The 22282-nt window shown below is 71.5% G+C and carries 21 protein-coding genes; 15 read left to right on the forward strand and 6 right to left on the reverse strand.

Annotation, left to right across the window (positions count from 1 at the left end; translation table 11 throughout):
• Positions 1-5: 5 nt before the first annotated feature.
• Positions 6-809, forward strand: a complete 804-nt coding sequence (locus IE231_RS14130) for a sulfite exporter TauE/SafE family protein (protein ID WP_189694623.1) — start codon at positions 6-8, stop codon at positions 807-809.
• 43 nt (positions 810-852) lie between these two features.
• A complete protein-coding gene (locus IE231_RS14135; RefSeq protein ID WP_189694624.1) occupies positions 853-2271 on the forward strand; it encodes a pyridoxal phosphate-dependent decarboxylase family protein in 1419 nt (472 codons plus the stop codon).
• Positions 2272-2378: 107 nt separating this feature from the next.
• Here the strand turns inward: IE231_RS14135 and IE231_RS14140 are convergent, their stop codons facing one another.
• On the reverse strand, positions 2379-3101 hold the full coding sequence (locus IE231_RS14140) for a VIT1/CCC1 transporter family protein (RefSeq protein ID WP_189694625.1): 723 nt from the start codon (positions 3099-3101) through the stop codon (positions 2379-2381).
• 108 nt (positions 3102-3209) lie between these two features.
• A complete protein-coding gene (locus IE231_RS14145) occupies positions 3210-4451 on the reverse strand; it encodes a DUF4439 domain-containing protein (protein ID WP_189694626.1) in 1242 nt (413 codons plus the stop codon).
• 96 nt (positions 4452-4547) lie between these two features.
• Between IE231_RS14145 and rimP the strand changes: the two genes are divergently transcribed.
• The 5 genes from rimP (at position 4548) to rbfA (ending at position 10154) form a co-directional block, all read left to right on the forward strand.
• Complete coding sequence (rimP, locus tag IE231_RS14150) at positions 4548-5168, forward strand: ribosome maturation factor RimP (RefSeq protein ID WP_189694627.1); 621 nt, start codon at positions 4548-4550, stop codon at positions 5166-5168.
• Entirely contained in the window at positions 5168-6148 is a 981-nt protein-coding gene (gene nusA, locus IE231_RS14155) for a transcription termination factor NusA (RefSeq protein ID WP_189694628.1), read from the forward strand. Before rimP ends, nusA begins: the two co-directional genes overlap by 1 nt.
• Positions 6149-6223: 75 nt before the next feature.
• Positions 6224-6544, forward strand: a complete 321-nt coding sequence (locus IE231_RS14160) for a YlxR family protein (protein WP_189694629.1) — start codon at positions 6224-6226, stop codon at positions 6542-6544.
• A gap of 156 nt (positions 6545-6700) precedes the next feature.
• On the forward strand, positions 6701-9595 hold the full coding sequence (gene infB, locus IE231_RS14165; protein ID WP_189694630.1) for a translation initiation factor IF-2: 2895 nt from the start codon (positions 6701-6703) through the stop codon (positions 9593-9595).
• 82 nt (positions 9596-9677) lie between these two features.
• Positions 9678-10154, forward strand: coding sequence for a 30S ribosome-binding factor RbfA (rbfA, locus tag IE231_RS14170; protein WP_189694631.1), 477 nt, complete (start codon positions 9678-9680; stop codon positions 10152-10154).
• Positions 10155-10246: 92 nt separating this feature from the next.
• On the opposite strand, the gene IE231_RS14175 is transcribed toward rbfA, so the two are convergent.
• A complete protein-coding gene (locus IE231_RS14175) occupies positions 10247-11299 on the reverse strand; it encodes a ScyD/ScyE family protein (protein WP_189694632.1) in 1053 nt (350 codons plus the stop codon).
• A gap of 143 nt (positions 11300-11442) precedes the next feature.
• Here IE231_RS14175 and IE231_RS14180 point away from each other — a divergent pair, with 143 nt between their 5' ends.
• From IE231_RS14180 to IE231_RS14215, 8 genes are all read left to right on the forward strand, one after another.
• Entirely contained in the window at positions 11443-11970 is a 528-nt protein-coding gene (locus tag IE231_RS14180) for a nucleoside deaminase (RefSeq protein ID WP_374189462.1), read from the forward strand.
• 23 nt (positions 11971-11993) lie between these two features.
• Complete coding sequence (gene truB, locus IE231_RS14185; protein WP_189694633.1) at positions 11994-12881, forward strand: tRNA pseudouridine(55) synthase TruB; 888 nt, start codon at positions 11994-11996, stop codon at positions 12879-12881.
• 2 nt (positions 12882-12883) lie between these two features.
• Positions 12884-13252: a hypothetical protein gene (locus IE231_RS14190; protein WP_306341571.1), complete on the forward strand. Its 369-nt coding sequence runs from the start codon at positions 12884-12886 to the stop codon at positions 13250-13252.
• Entirely contained in the window at positions 13249-13707 is a 459-nt protein-coding gene (locus IE231_RS14195) for a hypothetical protein (protein WP_189694634.1), read from the forward strand. Before IE231_RS14190 ends, IE231_RS14195 begins: the two co-directional genes overlap by 4 nt.
• A 118-nt stretch (positions 13708-13825) precedes the next feature.
• Positions 13826-14830, forward strand: coding sequence for a bifunctional riboflavin kinase/FAD synthetase (locus IE231_RS14200; protein WP_189694635.1), 1005 nt, complete (start codon positions 13826-13828; stop codon positions 14828-14830).
• Positions 14831-15071: 241 nt separating this feature from the next.
• On the forward strand, positions 15072-15341 hold the full coding sequence (gene rpsO / locus IE231_RS14205) for a 30S ribosomal protein S15 (protein ID WP_189694636.1): 270 nt from the start codon (positions 15072-15074) through the stop codon (positions 15339-15341).
• 227 nt (positions 15342-15568) lie between these two features.
• On the forward strand, positions 15569-17833 hold the full coding sequence (locus IE231_RS14210) for a polyribonucleotide nucleotidyltransferase (protein WP_189694637.1): 2265 nt from the start codon (positions 15569-15571) through the stop codon (positions 17831-17833).
• Between the two features lie 4 nt (positions 17834-17837).
• Positions 17838-19202, forward strand: a complete 1365-nt coding sequence (locus IE231_RS14215; protein ID WP_189694638.1) for a M16 family metallopeptidase — start codon at positions 17838-17840, stop codon at positions 19200-19202.
• A 111-nt stretch (positions 19203-19313) separates the two neighbouring features.
• Here IE231_RS14215 and IE231_RS14220 read toward each other — a convergent pair whose 3' ends face one another.
• The 3 genes from IE231_RS14220 to IE231_RS14230 are packed head-to-tail and all read right to left on the reverse strand — an operon-like array spanning position 19314 to position 22259.
• On the reverse strand, positions 19314-20168 hold the full coding sequence (locus IE231_RS14220) for an ABC transporter permease (RefSeq protein ID WP_189694639.1): 855 nt from the start codon (positions 20166-20168) through the stop codon (positions 19314-19316).
• Positions 20155-21132 carry an ABC transporter ATP-binding protein gene (locus IE231_RS14225; RefSeq protein WP_189694640.1) on the reverse strand — a complete coding sequence of 326 codons (978 nt, stop codon included), beginning with the start codon at positions 21130-21132 and terminating at the stop codon, positions 20155-20157. Before IE231_RS14225 ends, IE231_RS14220 begins: the two co-directional genes overlap by 14 nt.
• Positions 21129-22259, reverse strand: coding sequence for a LolA family protein (locus tag IE231_RS14230; RefSeq protein WP_189694641.1), 1131 nt, complete (start codon positions 22257-22259; stop codon positions 21129-21131). The genes IE231_RS14225 and IE231_RS14230 overlap by 4 nt, the downstream gene beginning before the upstream one ends.
• Positions 22260-22282: the final 23 nt, after the last annotated feature.

Consider the following 22282-nt stretch of genomic DNA (forward strand, 5'->3'; position numbering starts at 1 on the left):
CCGGCGTGCCCAGCGGGTTCGAGGCCGTCGATCCCCTCACCCTCGTCCTGATCATCGTCGCCGGGTTCTGCGCCGGCTGGGTCGACGCCGTCGTGGGGGGCGGGGGGCTCATCCAGCTGCCTGCACTGCTTGCGGTGCCGGGCATTGCGCCCGTGCAGGCGCTCGCCACGAACAAGATGGGCTCGGTCTTCGGCACGACGACGAGCGCGCTCACCTATGCGCGCCGCGTGCGCCCGGACCTACGCACGGCCATCCCCATGGCGCTCGTCGCGCTCGGGGGAGCGTTCGGCGGCGCCTCGGTGGCCACGGTGCTCCCGGGGAAGGTGTTCAAGCCGATCATCCTGGCGGCGATCGTCGCGGTGGCGCTGTTCACGGCCTTCAAGCCGCAGATGGGCCAGTACACAGAGCTGCGCCTCAAGGGCCGGCGCCACCTCGCCGCGGCCTGCGGCCTCGGGCTCGTGATCGGCTTCTACGACGGGCTCATCGGCCCGGGCACGGGCTCGTTCCTGGTCATCGCGCTCGTCTCCGGCATGGGGTACGCGTTCCTTGAGGCAAGCGCCAAGGCCAAGATCGTCAACATGGCCACGAACATCGGCGCGCTCATCCTCTTCGGACTCTTCGCGCCGGCCGGGACCCTCCTGTGGGGGCTGGGCCTCGTCCTCGGAGCCGCCAACATGCTCGGCGGATACACCGGGGCGCGCATGGCCGTGGCCAGGGGCAATACGTTCATCCGGTGGGTCTTCCTCGCCGTCGTCGCGGCCCTCGCCGTCAAGCTCGGCATTGATGTGTGGACGGAGAACTTCGCCTGACACGGCCCTGTGCGGGCCCGAGAGCCGGGCGTAGCATGCAGCCATGCTGCGCCCCGAGGACTTCGACGAACCCCTGTCCCGCGCCGCAGGACACGCCCGGCGGTGGCTCGCCGGCGTGCCCACACGGCACGTGGCACCCCGCGCGACGGCGGACTCACTCGCCGAGGTGTTCGGCGGCGCCCTCCCGGCAGAGGGCCTCGACCCGGCCGAGACCATCGACCTCCTCGCCTCTGCTGCCGAGCCGGGCCTGACTGCCATGGGCTCGGGACGGTTCTACGGCTTCGTGATCGGCGGGACGCTCCCCGCGGCGATGGCCGCCGACTGGCTCGTCTCCGCGTGGGACCAGAACGCGGGCCTGCGCTTCGCGACGCCCGCCGCTGTGGCAGCGGAGGAGGCGGCGGGGAGGTGGGTCGTGGACCTCCTCGGCCTGCCGGCTGGCGCCGATGTCGGGTTCACCACGGGTGCAAGCATGGCCAACTTCTCCGGCCTCGCCGCCGCACGGTGGCGCGTCCTCGAGCGTGCTGGGTGGGACGTCAACGCCCGGGGACTGGCCGGAGCGCCGCGCGTCCGTGTGCTCGTCGGGGCAGAACGCCACGACACCGTGGACATGGCCCTGCGCATGCTCGGGCTCGGCGCGCCAGAGGCCGTCGAGGTGGACAGCCAGGGGCGGATCCGGCCGGATGCGCTGCGCGCGAGGCTTCAGGGCGCCGGTTCAGCGTCCGACGACGCCGGCGTCCCGACGATCGTGTGCCTCCAGGCCGGGAACCTCCACTCCGGTGCCTTCGACCCGTTCCGTGAGGCAGTCGAGGCGGCCCGCGACCATGGGGCCTGGGTCCACATCGACGGTGCCTTCGGGCTGTGGGCGGCGGCGTCCTCGACCACCCGTCACCTCATGGACGGAGCCGAACTCGCGGACTCGTGGGGCACCGACGCCCACAAGAACCTCAACGTCCCGTACGACTGCGGGATCGTGGTGTGCCGTGACATCCCGGCCCTGCGGACCGCGCTCGGGATGCATGGTGACTACCTCATGCACGACCCGCTCGGCGGACACGGGCCCGGTGACCCTTTCGAGAAGGTGCCGGAGCTGTCGCGGCGTGCCCGGGGCGTGACGGTGTGGGCGGCGCTGCGCTCGCTTGGCCGGTCCGGCGTCGACGCCCTCGTGGCCGGTCTCGTCGGGAACGCGCGCGAGCTGGCCCGCCGCATTGCCGCGCTCGACGGCGTCGAGGTGCTCAACGACGTCGTCTTCAGCCAGGTGTGCCTCGCCTTCGGTTCCGATGAGCGCACCCAGGCTGTGGCCGACTGGCTGGTCGCGGACGGCCGCGTCTGGATGACCGGCTCCCGGTGGCACGGCCGGAGCGTGCTGCGGATCTCGGTGGCGAACTGGTCGACGGACGCGGCGGACGTCGAGGCAAGCGTCGCCGCCGTCCATGACGCGCTCACCGCGACAGCGGACCTCTGAGGGCCGCAGGACGGCTCTGGAGGACGCTCAGTCCCGGACGGGAGGAGCAGTCAAGGCGCACCAAGTCCTGAACCTCCGGCGGTTATGGCAGGAGATGACCGGGCAGCTCAGGCGATCCCGGTGGTCCCCAGGAGCGTGCCGAGGCCGAAGGTCGCCGCGAGTGCGAGCGCACCGCCGACCACCACTCGGGTGGAGGCCTTCACACGCGAGCCGCCGCCGATCCAGGCACCCACCCATCCGGTGATCGCGAGCGCGATCAGGACGGCCACGAACGTCAGGGGTACACGGACGGAGGCCGGCGCGAGGAGGATGGTGAGCATCGGCAGGATGGACCCGATGAGGAAGGAGACCGCCGAGGCGAACGCGGCGTGCCACGCGCTGACGATCTCGTCCGGGTTGATCCCCAGCTCGATGTCGAGGTGCGCGCGCAGCGCATCCTTCTCGGTGAGCTCCTTCGCGACCGTCCGGGCCGTCTCCTCGGACAGGCCCTTGTGGCGGTAGAGGCCCACCAGCTCGTCGAACTCCTCCGTGGGCTGCTCGCGGAGCTCTCGGGTCTCCTTCGCGATGAGGTCCCTCTGGCTGTCGCTCTGGCTGCTGACCGACACGTACTCGCCGAGGGCCATCGAGATCGCACCGCCCACGACGGCGGCGAGGCCGGCGGCGAGGATCGGTCCGGTGTCCCCGGTGACGCCGGCGACGCCGACCACAACCGCCGCGACCGAGACGATGCCGTCGTTGGCACCGAGGACGCCCGCCCGGAGCCAGTTGAGCTTCGCTGCGATGTCTGTGCCCTGCGGCTCGGGGTGGAGCTGGGTGGCTGATTCGCTCATGCCACCACTGTCGCACTCAGGCCCGCTCGCTTCCAGCGAAGCAAGCCTTTCCTTAGCCCCTCCACATTGGGGTGCGGCGGCGCCGATCACGGGCGGTGCCGGCCGCCATCAGGAGGCGGCAGCCGCGAGGTCGGCGATCTTCCCCGGGTTGCCCGGAAAGGCCCGTGAAGCAGCGGATCCCGGGGCCACGGCCGCGGCCTGGCGCGCGGCCTTCACGAGGCCCTGTGCGGCCTCCTGGCGCAGGCCCGGGTCGGCGGCGCCCACGAGTCCGCACCACGCCGCGGCGGCCGATTCCTCGAGCTGCGCCAGCTGGGCTGGAGTGCCGGCATCGGCGGGGAGCGCGTAACCGGGCGCGGGCGTTGGAAGGGGAGCGCCCGCACGGCGGGCCAGTGCGGCAAGCTCCTCGAGCCGCGTCCGGTGCAGGCTTGCCGCGGCAAGGTCCGCCGAGCGCGCCGCGGAGGAGGCCCGGGCAGCGAGGACCGTGTACGTCCACACGGCCGCCTGCTCCGCCGACTGGGCGGCTGCGAACGCGGCCGTCTCGGGGGCGCTGGCCGCGCTCGGGACCGGGGTGGTCGGGGAGGCCGACGACGTCGCGGAGCCGCCGGCGCCGGTCGGCGCACCGGTGCCGGTGGGGCGTGCCGTCGAGGGGTCTGCGGCCGGGGTTCCCGCCGCAGGCGTTCCCGCGCCCCCAGATGCGCCGGTGCCGGTTGGGGGTCGGCCGGGTGCTAGCTGGTCTGCGGCAAGGACCTGCCCCGCAGCGACGGATGCGAGGAGGGCGGCGGTGGGCCCATCGACCGCGCCGAGGTCCGCGAGCCGCGCGGAGGCGCTCAGGTCCAGCTGGGAGGCCAGCGCCGGGCCCGAGAGCGTGGGCGGGGGGGACCCGGTGAGCGTGGCGGACGCGCTGGATTCTGAGGATTCGGTGGGTCTTGAGGACGCGGAGGGAATGGTGGACCCGCGGGGTGTGGAGGATCCGGTCGACGAGGGGGACCTGGTGGGTGCGGCAGACCCCGTGGGTGTGGCCCCTGCGGTGGGGACGAGCCGCGGCGGAAGCGAGGCCGCGAGCATCCGTGCCTGGAGGTCCAGGAGGTCGTGGATGCTCGGCCTGCCATCCAGGCCCGCGTCTCCAGAGGAGGAGGCGGCGGCGAGGCGGGCGGCGTCGTCGTGCGCGCGCAGGAGCGCCGCCTCCGCGGGGGTGGGCTGCGGCTCAGCCGCGTCGGGCGCGGCCATGACCGACGCGGCCGCCGCGAGCACCGCAGCCACCACGAGCGCGGCCGCCCACAGCCACCAGGGCACCGTGCCGCCGGACGCCGTGCGGGGCGGGCGGTCGGCGGGGGCGGTGGTGGATCTCACGGAGTCGATGATCCCATGGGCCGCCTCCCCACCCTCGCCGGGTCCGGCGAGCGGATAGTCTTGGAGGACAACTCAAGCAGAAGGAGGCGGACCCCCATGTCCGAGCCCGACCTGCCCTCGCGGGGCACCCCGACGCAGGCAGCACAGGATTCGCATGCGGAGGGGGAGGAAGCGCGCCTCCACTCGCTCCTCGAACCGACTGTCGAGGCCCGCGGCCTCGCGCTCGAAGGCGTCACGGTCAAGCCCGCCGGCCGGTACCGCACGGTCCACGTGGTCGTGGACCTCACCGACGACCAGACCGGCGGCGTCGGCCTGGACCTCATCGCCGAGCTTTCCCGCGAGCTCTCCGACGTCATGGACGCGGATCCTGAGGGTGACAGCAGGCCCTACGACCTGGAAGTGTCGTCCCCCGGGGTGGCCCGTCCCCTGACCCAGCTCCGCCACTGGCGGCGCGCACGGGGCCGGCTCGTCAAGGTCAACGTGATCGGCGGGGAGAACGTCACCGGGCGGCTCCGGGAGGTCAGCGATTCGGGCATCGTCGTGGTGCCGGATCTCCCCGCGAAGAAGGGCATGAAGCCCAAGCCCGGAGAACCGCTCGAGCTTCCCTTCGAGAAGGTCCGCTCGGGCCGGGTCGAGATTGAATTCACCCATCTCGAGGACATCCCGGCTCCCCCCGCGGGAGACGGCCACGACACCGACAACGCCGAGGAGGCCTAGTGGACATCGACATGAGCGCGCTGCGCCTGCTGGAGCGTGAACGGGACATCCCCGTCGAGAAGCTCATCCCGACCATCGAGCAGGCCCTCCTGCTCGCCTACCACAAGTCTCCCGGCGCGATCGAGCGCGCCCGCGCAGAGGTGGACCGCAAGAGCGGCCACGTCACCATCTGGGCCGTCGAGGAGGACGACGAGGGCAATCCCGTCGGCGAGTTCGACGACACGCCCCAGGGATTCGGGCGCATCGCCGCCACCACGGCGCGCCAGGTCATCCTGCAGCGGCTGCGGGACGTGGAGGACGACAACGTCCTGGGCGAGTTCAAGGGCCGTGAGGGGGAGCTCGTTGCCGGACTCATCCAGCAGGGCCACAACCCGAACATGGTGCAGGTGAACCTCGGCACCGTCGAGGCCGTCCTCCCGCCGCCCGAGCAGGTCCCGGGCGAGAAGTACCTGCACGGCTCCCGCATCCGCGCCTACGTCGTGGACGTGCACCGGGGGATGAAAGGTCCGTCCATCACGCTCTCCCGCTCGCACCCCGGCCTGGTGAAGAAGCTGTTCGAGCTCGAGGTGCCGGAGATCGCCGACCGGAGCGTGGAGATCGTGGCAATCGCACGCGAGGCCGGCCACCGCACCAAGATCGCCGTGCGAGCCCTCGTACCCGGCGTCAACGCGAAGGGCGCCTGCATCGGCGAGATGGGATCGCGCGTCCGCGCTGTCATGACGGAGCTGAACGACGAGAAGATCGACATCGTGGACTACAGCGACGTCCCGACGGCCTTCATCGCGAACGCCCTCTCGCCGTCGAAGGTCACCAGCGTGACTATCGTCGACGAGGCGACCCGCTCGGCGCGTGTGATCGTGCCCGACTACCAGCTCTCGCTCGCCATCGGCAAGGAGGGCCAGAATGCCCGGCTCGCCGCGAAGCTGACCGGGTGGCGCATCGACATCGGATCCGACGCACAGTCCGCCGAAAGGGTCTAGACTAGATAGGTCCGGGCTGTGCCCGGCGGCAGGGCTGGCCACCGCGCCGGCCCAAAGTGATGTGAGAGAGCAGGGATGGCGCAGATTTCCGGTCAGCCTCTGCGAACATGCATCGGATGCCGCCGCGTCGCGGCCCGGTCGGAACTGCTCCGGCTGGTGGTAGATCCCGAGGACGCGCGCCGCGTCGTCGTGGACCCCCGCCGCCGGCTGCCCGGTCGCGGCGCATGGCTGCATCCCGACCGGGCATGCCTGAAGCAAGCCGTCAAGCGGCGAGCCTTCCATCGCGCCTTCCGGGCGCCGGTGGATGCGACCGCCGTCGACGACTACTTCGGCACCTCCCTCCCGGCCACCGCCGGGGTGGGAACCGTCCAAGCTGAAAGCGGGTCAGAAATCTGATGGACACCCGATGAGTCCCCGACCGATGAGTGCGTAGCAATGACCTTCTCGTTGCGCACCGCCGAGGGCTCCGTGACGCGCACCCGCGCTGAGGGAGCCTGCAGCAAGCAGTAGACGGTCCGTGCCTGGCTCGGCGCGGACCGAGACAGGAGAAATGTGGCCAAGGTCCGCGTACACGAGCTCGCCAAGGAGCTCGGTATCACCTCCAAGGACGCTGTCGCCAAGCTCGCAGAGCTCGGCGAATTCGTGCGTTCTGCGTCCTCGACCATCGAGGCGCCCGTCGTGAAGAAGCTTCGCGACGCCTACCCCGGCGAGGCCGGGAAGAACACCGGCAGGAACGGCGCGGGGGCGAAGGCCTCCGCCGGGACTGCGGAGAAGCCCTCCCGCCCGGCGCCCAAGCCGTCCGGTGCCCCCAGCCCCGGTCCGGCGCGTCCTGCGCCCGCACCCCAGGCAGCCGCCCCTGCGGCGACCCCGGGACCGGCACGCCCCGCCGCCCCCCAGCAGCCGGCAGCCGAGTCCACCCCGCGGCCGGCAGCACAGCCCGCGCGCACCGGCGGTTCCGACGCCCCGCGTCCGGCAGCGCGACCCGCTGCCGGATCCTCGGCTCCGCGCCCGGGCACCCGCTCGGCCGCCACTCCCGGTCCGCGGCCGAGCGGCCCGCGTCCCGGCAACAACCCGTTCTCGTCGTCCCAGGGCATGCAGCGGCCTGCACGCGACGGCGACCGGGCGCCCCGCCCGGGCAACAACCCGTTTGCGTCCTCCCAGGGGATGCCGCGCCCGGGCGGCCGTGACGGCGACCGTCCCGGCGGCCCGCGTCCCGCAGGACCCCGTCCCGGCGGTACGGCAGGGATCCCGCGTCCCGGTGCCCCGCGTCCGGGAGCTCCCCGGCCGGGCGCCCCCCGGCCCGGCGGCGCGCCGCGCCCCGGGGCTCCGCGCCCCGGCGGCTCGGGCGGCGCTCGCCCCAACCCCGGCATGATGCCGCCGCGCACTGACCGCCCGCAGCCGGGCGCCCGCCCGGCGGGCACCGGCGGACGCGGCCCGGGTCGGCCCGGTGGCGGACCCGGCAGCGGTCCCGCCGGCGGCGGCTTCGGCAAGGGCGGACGCGGACGCGGCGGCACGCAGGGCGCCTTCGGCAAGGGAGGCGCCGGCCGCGGCAAGCAGCGCAAGTCGAAGCGCGCCAAGCGCCAGGAACTGGAGCAGATGAGCGCACCGTCGCTCGGCGGCGTCTCGGTGCCCCGCGGTGACGGCTCGACGATCGTCCGGCTCCGCCGCGGCGCGTCCATCACGGACTTCGCAGAGAAGATCAACGCGAATCCGGCCTCGCTCGTGACCGTGCTGTTCCACCTCGGTGAGATGGCCACGGCCACGCAGTCGCTCGACGAGGAGACCTTCGCGGTGCTCGGCGAAGAGCTCGGCTACAAGATCCAGGTCGTCTCGCCGGAGGATGAGGAGCGCGAGCTCCTCGAGTCCTTCGACATCGACCTCGACGCTGAGCTCGAGGCCGAGACGGACGAGGACCTCGAGAAGCGCCCCGCCGTCGTGACCGTCATGGGCCACGTCGACCACGGCAAGACCCGCCTGCTCGACGCCATCCGCAACACCAACGTGGTGGAGGGCGAGCACGGCGGCATCACGCAGCACATCGGTGCCTACCAGATCGCGTTCGAGCACGACGACCGCGAGCGCAAGCTCACCTTCATCGACACCCCGGGCCACGAGGCGTTCACCGCCATGCGTGCCCGCGGCGCCCAGGTGACGGACATCGCTGTGCTTGTCGTGGCCGCGGATGACGGCGTCATGCCGCAGACGGTCGAGGCGCTCAACCACGCCCAGGCGGCCGGGGTCCCGATCGTGGTCGCGGTGAACAAGATCGACAAGGAGGGCGCCAACCCGGAGAAGATCCGCGGCCAGCTCACCGAGTACGGCCTCGTTCCCGAGGAGTACGGCGGCGACACGATGTTCGTCGACGTCTCGGCCCGGCAGAACCTGCACATCGACGACCTGCTCTCCGCGATCCTGCTCACGGCCGACGCCGCGCTGGACCTGCGCGCGAACCCGAATAAGGACGCGCGCGGCGTGGCCATCGAGGCAAACCTCGACAAGGGCCGCGGCGCCGTCGCAACGGTGCTCGTGCAGTCCGGCACGCTCCACGTCGGGGACAACATGGTGGCGGGCACGGCCCACGGCCGCGTCCGTGCCATGTTCGACGAGGACGGCGAGGCCGTGGAGGCCGCGACCCCGTCGCGTCCGGTCCAGGTCCTGGGCCTGTCCTCGGTGCCGCGTGCAGGCGACACGTTCCTCGTGACCGAGGACGAGCGCACTGCCCGGCAGATCGCGGAGAAGCGCGAGGCCGCCGAGCGCAACGCACAGCTGGCCAAGCGCCGCAAGCGCATCAGCCTCGAGGACTTCGACCAGGCTGTGGCCGAGGGCAAGATCGACACCCTCAACCTCATCCTCAAGGGTGACGTGTCCGGTGCCGTCGAGGCGCTCGAGGACTCGCTGCTCAAGATCGATGTGGGCGAGGAAGTCCAGCTCCGGGTCATCCACCGCGGCGTCGGTGCCATCACGCAGAACGACGTCAACCTCGCCACGGTCGACAACGCGATCATCATCGGCTTCAACGTCAAGCCGGCCGAACGCGTTGCCGAGCTCGCCGACCGCGAGGGCGTGGACATGCGCTTCTACTCGGTCATCTACGCGGCGATCGAGGACATCGAGCTCGCGCTCAAGGGCATGCTCAAGCCGGAGTACGAGGAGGTCCAGCTCGGCACCGCCGAGGTCCGGGAGATCTTCAAGTCCTCCAAGTTCGGCAACATCGCCGGCTCGATCGTCCGCAGCGGCCTCATCCGCCGCAACGCCAAGGCCCGCGTGCTGCGCAACGGGGTCGTGGTGGGCGACAGGCTCACGATCGAGTCGCTCAAGCGGTTCAAGGACGATGCCACCGAGGTCCGAGAGGGCTTCGAGTGCGGCATCGGGCTCGGGTCGTTCAACGACATCCAGCTCGAGGACATCATCGAGACGTTCGAGATGCGCGAGAAGCCGCGCGCCTAGCCGCCTCCAGAGGAAGGGGTCCCGCCCGTGGGGCCCCTTCCTCCTGTCCCGTCCACGCAACCTTCCGACGAAGGAGAACACCATGGCCGATCCGGCCCGTGCCGCGCGCCTCGCGCAGCGCATCAAGGTGGTCGTCGCCGAGGCCCTGCGCAGGTCCGTGAAGGACGAGCGCGCAGAGGCGATCACGATCACCGACGCCCGCGTCACCAATGACCTCCAGCACGCCACGGTCTACTACACCGTGCTGGGCGACAGGACCGCTGCCGAAGGCGCCCGTGAGGTGCTCGAGACGAAGAAGGGGGTGCTCCGCCGCGAGGTGGGGCGCAACCTGACGATCCGGCTCACGCCGACCCTCGAGTTCGTTGCCGACGAGATCCCGGTCAATGCCTCGCACCTCGAGGACCTCCTCCGCGAGGCCAGGGCCCGCGACGCCGAGGTGGCCCAGCTCGCCCAGGGCGCGACGCCCGCCGGCGACCCCGATCCGTACCGCAAGGACGACGAGGGGGACGCCTACGACGGCGAGGAAGAGTCCGACGGCGTCGAGCCGCGCGACGACTGACCTGCGCGTCCCAGGACGAAAGGGGCGGTGCGGCATCCCCTCGGGTGCCGCACCGCCCCTTTCTCGTCCGCGCTGGTTTCCCGTGTACTGGCCTAGAGCTTCAGGGAGATGAGCTTCCCGGCGCCCAAGACGTCGGTCGTCGCATACAGGGTGCTGCCCTTGACGGTGACGTCGGCGGTCAGCGGTTCCTCGAGGAACATCTGGGCCGCGTGGGTGCCCGCGGCGACCTTGAAGACACCACCTCCGAAGAGCGAGGCGACGTAGAGGTTTCCGGATCCGTCGAACGCAATGCCCGTGGGGGAGACCAAGCCGGTCACCCACTCCTGGACGGCTCCCGTGGTCGGGTTGACCCTGTAGACCGAGCCGTTCGCTCCGAGGCTTCCGTCCTCGGGTCCACCGGGCAGCGACGAGACGTAGAGCCAGCCGTCCGGGCCCACGGTCACGTCTGTGGGCACTGCCTCGAGCGAGTATTGCACTCCCGCGCAGGCCTCGAGTCCCGGAAGGGCCGGGATGGCCACCGTCCGTGGCGGGATGACAGCGAGTGTCCGGATGGCGCCGGAGGTCAGGTTGACGGCGAGGATGTCGTTGCCCCCGGCGTCCGCGACGTACGCCGTGTTGCCGTGGACCGCGATGGCGTAGGGGTGCGAGTCGACCTCGCCCGAATACGAGCCCGGGAACCCCGCTCCTTCAAGTGCCGCGATGCAGTCTGTGGCGGCACTCGGAGCGCCGTAGTGCGTGTCCCCGTCCGGGTTGTGCGCGGTCTCCCACGCGCCGATCTGCTCGGTGATGGTCCGCGCTGTCCCCTTGCTGTCGATCGCGACGAGCGAGCCGGCGAGGGGGTGCGTGTCCTCGGGGCCGGCGCCCTGGCTCTGCACGACGTACGTGGTGCTTCCCTGTGTCGCTGTCCCCGCGACGTCCCAGCCTGGGTCCTCGTGGAGGGGATCTGCCGTACCGACCCGTGTGAGCCTGCCGGCGAACTCTTCCGAAACGATCGGGGTGCTGCCCGTGCCGATCGAGACGTGGAGAGGGGTCACGAGGCCGGTCGCGAGCGTCGTCGGACCGGACGTCGGTGGCGCCGCGGCGGCAGGGTTCGCCGTCCCGACCGCCAGGAGCCCGGCGGCGAGCAGTGCGAGTGTCTTCTTCACTTCAACTCCTCAGGTGTGCGAGTGCCCCGAGGCCACGGTGTTCCCCCCACCTGATCCGGGATCCTAGTCCCCACGGTGCGCGATGGCCATGCTCGACCACGCCGGCACCGCCCGGGCCACCCTAGGATGGGCCCATGCCCCAGATGTCCGAGCCTGAGATGCCCGCGCGCCCGCTGCCCCAGCCCACGGCGTCGGCCGACGCCGAGCGGTTCCTCGCGCGCGCCGTCGAGCTTGCGACCGCGAACGTCGCCGACGGCGGCGGCCCGTTCGGCGCCGTCCTGGTGCTGCCCGACGGGCGAACCTTCGAGGGGCAGAACCGTGTCACGCGGGACAACGATCCGACTGCCCATGCGGAGGTGGTGGCGATACGGCGGGCGGCTGCCGCGGTCGGCTTCGACCTGACGGGGGCCGCACTCTACGCCAGCTGCGAGCCGTGCCCGCTGTGCCTCGCGGCGGCCCTCTGGGCGCGGATCGGGACGCTGCACTACGCCGCGGACAGGTACGCCGCCGCCGCTGCAGGGTTCGACGATGCGGCGTTCTACGCGTACCTCGACGCCGGCCCGGAAGCACACGGCCCCGGATCCCTCCTGGCGGTCACGCGGACCGAGATCGCGAGCCAGGGCAGGCCGTTCCGGGCGTGGAGCGAGTCCGAGGGCCGCGTCGAGTACTGATCCGGCTCCATATACTGGGAGGCGTGCTTTCTGGACTGGTGATCGTGGACAAGCCACGCGGGTGGACGAGCCACGACGTCGTGGGGAAGGTGCGCCGGCTCGCCGGCACGCGCAAGGTGGGCCACGCCGGAACCCTCGACCCCATGGCCACGGGGGTACTGGTGGTGGGCATCAACAAGGCCACGCGCCTCCTATCCCACATCGTCGGCACCGAGAAGACCTACACCGCGACGATCCGGCTCGGCCAGCGCACCGTCACCGACGACGCCGAAGGCGAGGTCGTCGAGGAACGGATTGCCGCCGCCGTCACAGAGGAACAGGTCCGGGCGGCCGCGGCCCGGCTCACGGGCAGCATCATGCAGGTGCCCAGCAGCGTCAGCGCGATCAAGGTCGCGGGCGAGCGCTCCTACGCGCGGGTCCGCGCAGGCGAGGAGGTGGCCCTCGACGCCCGGCCCGTCACCATCCACGCATTCGAGATCCACCGGATCCGCAGGGAGCGGGCAGGCCGCCTCCAGGACGTCGACGTCACGGTGCGCTGCTCGTCCGGCACGTACGTACGGGCGCTCGCGCGGGACCTCGGGGACGATCTGGGTGTCGGAGGCCACCTCACCGCGCTGCGCCGGACCCAGGTGGGCCCCTACGGGATCGACCAGGCGCGCACCCTCGAGCAGTTGGCCGAGGACTTCGAGGTGCTCCCGCTCGCCGATGCCGCGCGCGAACTCCTGCCCGTGCGCGAGCTCAGTCCCGAGGAGACGGTCGAGCTCTCGTTCGGCCGGCGCATTCCCGCCACCGGCTCGGAGGCGCTCACCGCGGCCTTCGCCCCCGACGGCGCGCTGGTCGCCCTTGTGAAGGACGTGGCCGGGCTCGCGAAGCCCGAGCTCGTCTTCGCTGCCCAAGGGGAGGGAGCCTGACCGTGGATCCCTTCTTCATCGTCGGGACGGCAGTGTGCGCCCTGTCCCTGGTCCTGTGCATCGCCGCGGTGGCTACCAAGACCTACCCCGGAGACGCGGCCATTGTCTCGGTCGCCGTCGTCGAGCTCTTCCTCATCGTCTTCGGCGTGGCAGCCGGCATCCGGCAGGGCGGCGGCGAAGCCATCCGCGGTGCCGTCTGGGAGTTCTGGGGATACTTCGCCACCGCCCTCATCATCCCGATCGTCGCCTTCTGGTGGGCCATCGCGGACAGGACCCGATGGAGCAACGTGGTGCTCGGCGCGGTCCCCCTGACCATCTTTGTGATGCTGTTCCGGATGGAGCAGATCTGGAACGGAGCCCCCTTCTCATGAGCCCTGACACCCACGCACCCCGCGCCGAGCATTCCCCGCGCACCCGCAGCGTCGGGCTCGGACGGATCCTCGTGGCCGTCTACGGCGTGTTCGCGCTGTCCGCGACAGCACGGGCCGTCTACCAGATCGCGGCCCAATTCTCCCAGGCGCCGCTCGCCTACATCCTCAGCGCCGTCGCAGGCGTCATCTATATCGTTGCGACCCTCGCGATGGCGCGGCGCGGCGTCACCAGCTGGTATGTGACTCTGGCCGCCGTGCTTCTGGAACTCGTGGGAGTCCTCGCTGTCGGTGCGGTGAGCGTGCTCGACCCCGCGGCCTTCCCCCACGACACGGTCTGGAGCGGGTTCGGGCGCGGCTACGGCTACGTTCCCCTCGTCCTGCCGTTCGTCGGGCTCGCCTGGCTCCTGTACAACAGGCCGCGGAAGGCCGCGGCGGCGCCGCAGCAAGGCGCATAGGCTGCGCTGCCGGTCCGCGCGGGGCCTGGGCAGAACCGGCACGGGACCCGTCCGCCGGTGCGTCCGCGCCGAGCCGGTAGTCTTATCAGGCACGCAACAGGGCGACGAGGCGAGGACGATGGTCTTGATCTGGCACGGGACGGACGAGGTTCCGGCGAACATCGGTCCCACGGCGGTCACCATCGGCAACTTCGACGGGGTCCACCGCGGCCACCAGCAGGTCCTCGCGCAGCTGAAGGAGACGGCGCGCGAGAGCGGCAGTCTCGCCGTCGCCGTCACGTTCGATCCCCACCCGGCTCAGGTCCACCGGCCCGACGCCGCCCCGCACCTCATCATGGGGCTCGAGGACCGGCTCGCCGCGCTGTCCGCCTCCGGCCTCGACGCGGTCCTCGTGCTCCACTACACGCTCGAGTTCGCCCAGCAGAGCGCCGAGGAGTTCGTCCGCAGGATCTTCGTCGATGCCCTCCACGCCTCGCACGTCGTGGTGGGCCATGACGTCCGGTTCGGCCGCGGCAATGCCGGGGACCTCGGCACGATGCAGGGACTCGGCGAGCGTTATGGCTTCCGGGTGGTGGTGGTCGAGGACTTCACCGAGCACATCGCTCCGGCGGAAGGGGTGGCCGCGGACGACGACGAGCAGCGCCGCTGCTCATCGACCTGGGTCCGGGAGGCCCTCGAGAAGGGCGACGTCGTCACGGCCGCGGAGATCCTGGGACGCCCCCACGCGATGCACGGAGAGGTGGTCCACGGGGCCGCCCGCGGGCGGGCCCTCGGCTTCCCCACGGCCAACCTCGCGCACGACGCGGCGGGGCACATCCCCGCCGACGGCATCTATGCCGGCTGGCTCGTCGACGAGTCCGGCACACGCTGGCCGGCCGCGATCTCCGTCGGATCCAACCCGACCTTCGCGGGCGTCTCGCGACAGGTCGAGGCACACGTGATCGACCGTCCCGACGAGGCCCCTGAGGCCTTCGACCTCTACGGCCAGCAGGTCGTCATCGAGTTCGTGGACCGCCTCCGAGGCATGGTGGCCTATCGGGGGCCGGAGGCCCTCGTGGAGCAGATGAAGGTCGACGTGGACCAAGCCCGCCGCGTGCTGGCCGGGCGCGGATCCATCGCCTGAGCCGTGCCCGTCGTCGCGCTGCGCCGTCGCGCTGTGGACGTGCGGCGTCGAATGCTCCGACCCCCTGTTTCGACACATCACGGCGGGAACCGATAGAATCCTCTGTGGCCCTCGCTGCAGTCCGTGGCGGCCTGGGCCGCGCCGGCCGTACCGGCACGTGTCCCGACCGTGCTGGAAGGGTCCGGTGTTCCCCGGGGACGCAGCGTCCAGCGGGCCGCACGGCACGAAACGAGGAGCTCCAATGGCTTTGGATCCCGCCGTCAAGCAGGCGATCATCAAGGAATATGCCACGAAGGAAGGCGACACCGGGTCCCCCGAGGTCCAGATCGCCGTTCTCACCAAGCGCATCAAGGACTTGACTGAGCACATGAAGCAGCACAAGCACGACTTCCACACCCAGCGCGGCCTGCTCGCGCTCGTGGGTCGCCGCAAGCGCATGCTCGCCTACCTGCACGACACCGACATCGCGCGCTACCGTTCGCTCATCGAGCGTCTCGGCCTGCGCCGGTAGTCTTGGGAGCGGCCCGACCTTCCGTCTGAGGGAGGCGGGCCGCTCCTCACCATGGGCCACGGCACGCCGAGCCCCACAACCGAATCACCACCAGGAGGCACCGGCGGCCTGCGGTCCTCGGTAGTGGCCTTTGCGGGCAGGACGTCCTTGGGCGTCGATGCGCCAAGGGCCTCGATCGAAGACCGGGTTCCGTTGCCTCCACGCTCACGAAATGGAGGTGCTCTCCCATGGAGGGTCCCGAGATCCAGTTCTCCGAGGCCGTTATCGACAACGGCCGCTTCGGCCAGCGCGTCGTGCGCTTCGAGACGGGCCGCCTGGCCAAGCAGGCCGCCGGCGCCGCGATGGTCTACATCGACGATGACACCGCACTCCTCTCGGCCACGACGGCCGGCAAGTCCCCGCGCGAGGGCTTCGACTTCTTCCCGCTCACGGTGGACGTCGAGGAGCGCATGTACGCCGCGGGCCGCATCCCCGGCTCGTTCTTCCGCCGCGAGGGCCGCCCCTCGACCGAGGCCATCCTTGCGTGCCGCCTCATGGACCGCCCGCTGCGCCCGGCCTTCGTCAAGGGCCTCCGCAACGAGGTCCAGGTGGTCGTGACCGTCCTCGCCGTCAACCCCGACGAGCTCTACGACGCCGTCGCGATCAACGCCGCCTCGATGTCGACCCAGCTCGGCGGCCTGCCGTTCTCGGGCCCGATCGGTGGCGTGCGCGTTGCCCTCGTCCACGACGAGAACGGCGCCCAGTGGGTCGCGTTCCCGAAGCACTCGCAGCTCGCCAAGGCGACGTTCTCGATGGTCGTCGCCGGGCGGATCGTCTCCGGCGGTGCTGGCTCCGACGAGGCCGACGACATCGCCATCATGATGGTCGAGGCCGAGGCGACCGACCACGCGTGGGGCCTGATCAAGGACGAGGGTGCCACCGCCCCGACCGAGGAGGTCGTCGCAGAGGGCCTCGAGGCCGCGAAGCCGTTCATCCGCGCCCTGTGCGAGGCCCAGCAGGACCTCGCGAACCGTGCTGCGAAGCCCACGAGCGAGTTCCCGGTCTTCCTCGACTACGAGGCGGACGCGTACGACGCCGTCGAGGCGGCTGCCGCCGCGAAGCTCGCCGAGGTCTTCCAGATCGCCGACAAGCAGGAGCGCGAGGCCGCCTCCGACGCGCTCAAGGCCGAGGTGCTCGAGCAGCTCGCCGGGCAGTTCGAGGGACGCGAGAAGGAGCTGTCCGCAGCGTTCCGCTCGGTCACCAAGAAGGTCGTGCGCCAGCGCATCCTCAAGGACCAGGTCCGCATCGATGGCCGCGGCCTCACCGACATCCGCCAGCTCACCGCGGAGGTCGAGGTGCTGCCGCGCGTCCACGGCTCCGCGATCTTCGAGCGCGGCGAGACCCAGATTCTGGGCGTGACGACGCTGAACATGCTCAAGATGGAGCAGCAGATCGACTCGCTCTCGCCGGTCACGCACAAGCGGTACATGCACAACTACAACTTCCCGCCCTACTCCACGGGCGAGACCGGCCGCGTCGGCTCCCCGAAGCGTCGCGAGATCGGCCACGGCGCCCTCGCCGAGCGCGCCCTCGTGCCGGTGCTGCCGTCGCGCGAGGAGTTCCCCTACGCGATCCGCCAGGTCTCCGAGGCCCTGGGTTCCAACGGCTCGACGTCGATGGGCTCCGTGTGCGCCTCGACCCTGTCGCTGCTCAACGCCGGCGTGCCCCTCAAGGCCCCGGTCGCGGGCATCGCCATGGGCCTCGTCTCCGACCAGGTGGACGGCCAGACCCGCTACGCCGCCCTCACGGACATCCTGGGTGCCGAGGACGCATTCGGCGACATGGACTTCAAGGTGGCCGGCACGTCCGAGTTCGTCACCGCGATCCAGCTCGACACGAAGCTCGACGGCATCCCGGCCTCGGTGCTCGCCGCAGCGCTCAAGCAGGCCCGCGAGGCCCGCCTGCACATTCTGTCCGTGATCAACGCAGCGATCGACCGCCCGGATGAGCTCTCCGAGTTCGCGCCGCGCATCATTGCGATCAAGATCCCCGTGGACAAGATCGGCGAGGTCATCGGCCCCAAGGGCAAGATGATCAACCAGATCCAGGAGGACACGGGCGCAGACATCTCCATCGAGGACGACGGCACCGTGCTCATCGGCGCGACCGACGGCTCCTCGGCGGAGGCGGCGCGTGCCGCGGTGAACGCGATCGCCAACCCGCAGCTGCCCGAGGTCGGCGAGCGCTACCTCGGCACGGTCGTCAAGCTCACGACGTTCGGCGCGTTCGTCTCGCTCACCCCGGGCAAGGACGGCCTGCTGCACATCTCCGAGCTGCGCAAGCTCGCCGGCGGCAAGCGCGTGGACAACGTCGAGGACGTTGTCGCCGTGGGCCAGAAGGTCCAGGTCGAGATCACCAAGATCGACGACCGCGGCAAGCTCTCCCTCGCGCCGGTCGTGGACGAGAAGCCCCAGGACGCCGAGGCTCCGGCGGCCGAACCGGCCGACGCGTAGCCGCATGGCAACAGTCGAACTGCCGCTGACCGCTGGCCAGCTCGTGGACGGCGCCCCCGCGTCGACCACGATCTTCGGGAAGGAGGGCGGCGCCGTCGTGCGCCGTTCCGTCCTCCCCGGGGGCGTCCGCGTCCTCACGGAGGCGATGCCCGGCCAGCGGTCGGCGTCGATCGGCTTCTGGGTCGGGGTTGGCTCCCGTGACGAGGCCGACGGCCAGCACGGGTCCACCCACTTCCTCGAGCACCTGCTGTTCAAGGGCACCGAGCGTCGCACGGCCCTGGAGATCGCGTCGGCGTTCGACGAGGTGGGCGGCGAGTCGAACGCCGCGACCGCCAAGGAGAGCACGTGCTACTACGCCCGGGTTCTCGACACCGACCTGCCGATGGCGATCGATGTCATCGCGGACATGATCACGTCCGCGGTCCTGGACGCGGACGAGCTCGAGCAGGAGCGCGACGTCATCCTCGAGGAGATCGCCATGGACGGCGACGACCCCACGGACGTGGCGCACGAGCACTTCGTCGCGGCCGTCCTGGGCCAGCACCCGCTGGGCCGCCCGATCGGCGGCACGCCGGAGGCGATCAAGGCGGTCCCGCGGGACTCTGTCCTCGCGCACTACCGCCGCTACTACCGGCCCGAGGAACTCGTGGTGACTGCCGCGGGCGGCCTCGACCACGAGACCGTGTGCTCGCTCGTCCTCGACGCGCTCCGCGGTGCGGGGTGGGAGCTGGCCGAAGGCGCCGCGCCTGTGGCGAGGCGCACGACGGCGCCCGCCTCCATCACGGGCCGCCCCGGCCTGACCGTGGTGAAGAGGCAGGTCGAGCAGGCCAACGTGATCATGGGCTGCCCGTCCATCATCGCGACCGACTCCCGGCGCTATGTGATGAGCGTGCTCAACGCCGTGCTGGGCGGCGGGATGTCCTCCCGCCTGTTCCAGGAGATCCGCGAGAAGCGCGGACTCGTGTACTCGACATACTCGTTCGCCTCGGCGTATGCGGACGCCGGCTACTTCGGGATCTACGGCGGCTGCGCCCCGGCGAAGGTTCCCCAGGTGATTGCCCTCATGGCCGCCGAACTCGAGAAGCTGGCCGAGCACGGCATCTCGGACGAGGAGCTGCGCAAGGCCGTGGGCCAGCTCAGGGGCGGCATTGTCCTCGCGCTGGAGGACACGGGCTCGCGGATGTCCCGCCTCGGCAGGGCCGAGCTCGTCTCCGGCGAGTTCCAGGACATCGAGGAGACCCTCGCGCAGATTGCGGCCGTCACGGCCGAGGAGGTCCAGGAGCTCGCGAGGGTCCTCGCGACCGCCCCGCGCACCACGACCGTGGTAGGCCCCTTCGAGCAGACCGAGACGTTCGGCCTCGCGCTCTGATCTGCCCGCTCCCCTTGAGAAGTGACCCCTCAAAGGTGACGTGACCCCTCAACCCATCTGCGGTTGGGGGGTCACTTCACTGATGAGAGGTCATTTCCCTTCGCCCCAGGGTCAGGCCAGGATGTCCTTCGTGGTGAACCGGCCGTACGCGAGGGCCCCGAAGAGGGCGATGTACCCGAGCTGGAGCCACACGTTCTGCCCGAATGAGTCCCACGAGATCGGGTCGCGCAGGAGGTCGGCCAGCCCGAGCCAGCGGTCGGTGAAGAGCCATGGGTGCAGCCAGTCGAGCTGGTCGAGCGCGCCGAGGATCTGCGAGGCCACCGCAAGCACCGCCGCACCGGCCATGGCGCCCACGGGAACCGACGTGAGGGTGGAGGCGAACAGCCCGATGGCCGCGAGCCCCAGGAGCGAGACCGTCACGTAGGCGCCCATGAGCAGCAGCCTCCCGAAGGAGTCTCCCGCCCCGATCTGGGTGCCCGAGAGCAGCGTCGCCTTCCCGAGCGGGAACAGCACCACCCCCACCGCTGCCCCTCCGAGCACGACGGCGAGCGCGGCCGCGGCGCAGAACACCGCGGAGCTGAGGTACTTCACCGCGAGGAGGCGCACCCGGCCGACAGGCGCGGCGAGCAGGTACCTCAGGGTGCCGAGGTTGGCCTCGCCCGCGATGGCGTCTCCCGACACGACGCTCACGGTGAGCGGCAGGAACAGGGGCGTGCACACCACGAGCCCGACGACACCCGCGAACAGGCCGTTGTCCGTGATCTGGTCCAGGAATGCCGGGCCGCGTCCACTGGGCGGGCGGCCGGGAGCGAACCGCACGGCCAGGCCGATCACGACTGGGACGGCGGCGAGGGCGGCGAGCATGGCCCACGTCCGCCAGCGCCGGAACAGGACGCGCAGTTCGGAGCCGAGGAGCCGCAGCGTGTGCCCGGCCGCTGTGGGGGAGGGCGTCTCAGCCTGCGACATCGAATCCCTCTCCCGTGAGTTCCACGAACCGTTCCTCCAAGGTGGCCGCTTCTGCGGTGAAGCCACGCACCCGCACCCCGGCCGCGACGAGCGCGGCGACAACATCCTCCGCCGCCGGGGGCCGCGCGCCGTCGTGCGCTGCCGCTTCCGCGCCCGGCGCTTCACGGGCGGCAGCGACCACGGTCTCCGGCCCGGCCGGCTCGAGGTCGAAGCTCAGGCCCCGCAGCACGCGCGCTGCCGCGGCCGCGTCAGGGGTCCGTACCGTCAGGCGCGGTCGTGAGGCGCCCCGCAGGGAGTCGAGCGTCCCTTGGGCCACGAGGCGTCCTGTGCGGAGCACCGCGGCGTGCGTGCACACCTGCTCGACCTCGGCGAGGAGGTGGCTCGAGACGAAGACCGTGGTGCCGTCTTCGGCGAGGGAGCGGATGAGCGCCCGCACCTCGCGCGTGCCCTGCGGGTCCAGCCCGTTGGTGGGTTCGTCGAGCATCAGGAGGGTCCGCGGCGCCAGGAGCGCTGCGGCCAGGCCGAGCCGCTGCTTCATGCCCAGCGAATAGGCGTGGACCTTCTTGGCGGCCGCGTGGGCCAGGCCGACCCGCTCGAGCGCTTCCCCCACCCGGGCGCGCCGCGTGCGCGAGGGCGCGAGCGGGTCCGCTGTGTCGAGCCGTGCGAGGTTCGCCGCACCGGTGAGGAATGGATAGAACGCGGGACCCTCGACGAGTGCTCCGACCCGCGGCAGCACCTCGCGGGCGCCGCGCGGCATCACACGCCCGAGCACCTCGGCCCGCCCGGCGCTCGGCGCGACAAGGCCGAGCAGCATGCGGATCGTCGTGGTCTTCCCGGACCCGTTCGGCCCGAGGAACCCGTAGACGGAGCCTTGGGGTACGGTCAGGCTCAGGTGGTCGACCGCGGTGTGGGCGCCGAAGCGCTTGGTGAGGTCATCGGTGACGATCGCGGGGCGGTCGCTCACTTGGCTCCTGTGGTGGCCGGCGCCGCCGCCGCTGCCTCGAGCGTGGAGGCCGGTACGGCGCCGGCGAGCACGCGCCCGTCCGCGGCGAGGAAGACCGTGAACAGCGAGGACGAGATGACGGAGCCTCCCGCCACGGGCGTGGCCAGCTGCTTCACGAGCGGCTGGTCCGCGAATCCCGCCGGAACCTTCGCTGCCGGGACGGTGACGACCGCGTCCCACCCCCGAGGCGCGGTGGCGGCCTTCGAAGCCGGCGCCTTGTCGGTTCTCGCGTGATCCGTTCCCGCCGGGGCGGACGGCGCCCCCTTCTCCGTGACGGTGGCCCCTGCTGGCGGCGTGAACGCGAACACCGACGGGTCAGGGGCCCTGAGGGCGAGCTTCGTGAAGGCCGCGTGCACGGCAGGTTCGGACTGGCCCTTGGCGAAGACGTCCACGGCAAGCGGCAGGCCCGTCTGGGACTCGACCGCGATCGTCACCCGCGCCACGAGCGTGCCGGAGGCCTTCGGTGTCAGGACGAGGGTGTAGGCGCCGTGGCCGGCCACGGTGGTCGGGCTCCCGAGGGACACGTCGGTGTTCGGCCCGGCTGCGGCCAGGAGCCGTTGCGCGAGCTGGTCCGGCGAGAGGGCCGCGGGCGTCGGCGCTGACGCGGCCGTCCCGGCGGGCAGCTGTGCGTGCGTCACCTTGTGCGTCGAGGAGTCGTAGGTCCACGCATCGGTCCCGTTGCGGATCGCGTCCCGCTCGGCGAGCTGGTCGATGACCTGAACACGCTGGCGGGTGGGGCCGTCGGCGTACACGTTGGCCGTGTGCGAGGCGGTCAGCAGGTCCAGCAGGGCCGCCTCGGAGCCCAGGCTCGAGCTCCCCTTGGCGGCGCTGAGGGCCTGACCCGGAATCGATGGCAGGCCAAGGTCCGTGTGCTCCTCCATGGTCCCGGAGAACGACCGTGCCGTGTGCGCCGCCACGAGGGCGAGGACCTGCTGCGGGGTCGAGGGCGGGGGAGGCGAGCCGGCGGTCGCACCCGAGGCCAGCACTCCGACCGCTACGACGGCGGGGACCGCAGCGGCGGGGATCCAGCGCGTCCACCGGCGCGGCGTCGCGCGCTCCTGCCGGACGTCCGCCTGCGTCTCCTTCATGGCAACCTCCCGGAACGGCCTTG

The organism is Sinomonas cellulolyticus, from assembly GCF_014656475.1.
Taxonomy (GTDB): Bacteria; Actinomycetota; Actinomycetes; order Actinomycetales; family Micrococcaceae; genus Sinomonas; species Sinomonas cellulolyticus.